General features: G+C 64.4%; 1 protein-coding gene. It reads left to right on the top strand.

Annotation, left to right across the window (positions count from 1 at the left end):
* Window positions 1-66 precede the first annotated feature (66 nt).
* A protein-coding gene (locus AB0280_RS21500; RefSeq protein WP_366368692.1) for an IS3 family transposase occupies window positions 67-1,211 on the top strand; the annotation gives its coding sequence in 2 pieces (ribosomal slippage) (window positions 67-343 and window positions 343-1,211; 1,146 coding nt in all).
* Window positions 1,212-1,243 lie beyond the last annotated feature (32 nt).

Raw genomic sequence — 1,243 nt, 5'->3', positions numbered from 1 at the left:
GGGACTGCCCCGGGTTTTGTTGACTCCTTGACCTAGCGAGCTTGTGCTCGTGGAAGGATGTTGACCATGCCCACGGCTTATGGGGCGGAGTTCCGCCAGGATGTTATTGATGTGGCCCGGAAGGGCGAGGCGCCGCTGGCGCAGATCGCGAAGGATTTCGGGCTTTCGGTCACGACGTTGAAGCGCTGGATTGCCATTGCTGAACGTAAGGAATCCGGGGCCAGTCCGGCGGCCGCGGAGTCGGCTGAGATGCGGGAGCTGAAGAAGCGGAACCGCCTGTTGGAGCAGGAGAATGAGATTCTGCGCCGGGCGGCGGCCTATCTGGCCAGGGACATCAACCCAAAATGATCTACCCGCTGGTCACGGATCTTGCCGCCGACGGTGTTCCCGTCGCGGTGACCTGCAGGGTGTTGGGATTCAGCAAGCAAGGCTACTACCGGTGGCGGGCCAGCCCGGTCACGGAACGGGACTGGATCGATGCGCACCTCGTCAACGCCGCCCTCGACATCCATGCCGACGATCCGGCGTTCGGGTACCGGTTCATCGCCGACGAGCTCCCGGAGAAGGGCATCGTGGCGGGCGAGAACAGGGTCCAGCGCCTGTGCAGGGACCACGGTATCTGGTCGGTGTTCTCCAAAAAGCGTGGCCTGAACCGGAAACCGGGGCCACCGGTCCACGACGATTTGGTGGAGCGGGACTTCACCGCCACGGCACCGAACGAGCTGTGGCTGACGGACATCACCGAGCACCCCACTGCCGAAGGGAAGCTCTACCTCTGCGCGGTGAAGGACGTCTATTCCGGGAGGATCGTCGGCTACTCGATGGACGCGCGGATGAAGTCCTCGCTTGCCGTCGCAGCGCTGGAGAACGCAATCCGGGCACGCCGCCCGGCAGCGACCGTGGTCCACTCGGATCGCGGGTCCCAGTTCCGCTCTCGCCGCTTCGTCGAATCGCTCCGGCACCACGGGCTCACAGGCTCGATGGGCAGGGTCGGTGCGTGCGCGGACAACGCCGCGATGGAATCCTTCTTCTCGCTGCTGCAGAAGAACGTCCTGGACCGTCAGCGGTGGCTCACCAGGAAGGACCTCCGGCTGGCCATCGCAACCTGGATCGAGCGGACCTACCACCGCCGGCGACGGCAAAGACGGCTGGGAAAACTCACGCCCGTCGAATATGAAACAATCAACCGGACCGCGCTCACTGCGGCCTAAGACCCCGAGTCAACAGAAGCAGGGGCAGTCCC

The sequence above is a fragment of the Pseudarthrobacter sp. 902506025 genome (assembly GCF_040702325.1).
In the GTDB taxonomy this organism is placed as follows: domain Bacteria; phylum Actinomycetota; class Actinomycetes; order Actinomycetales; family Micrococcaceae; genus Arthrobacter.
This window is presented reverse-complemented; position numbering and strand designations above follow the sequence as displayed.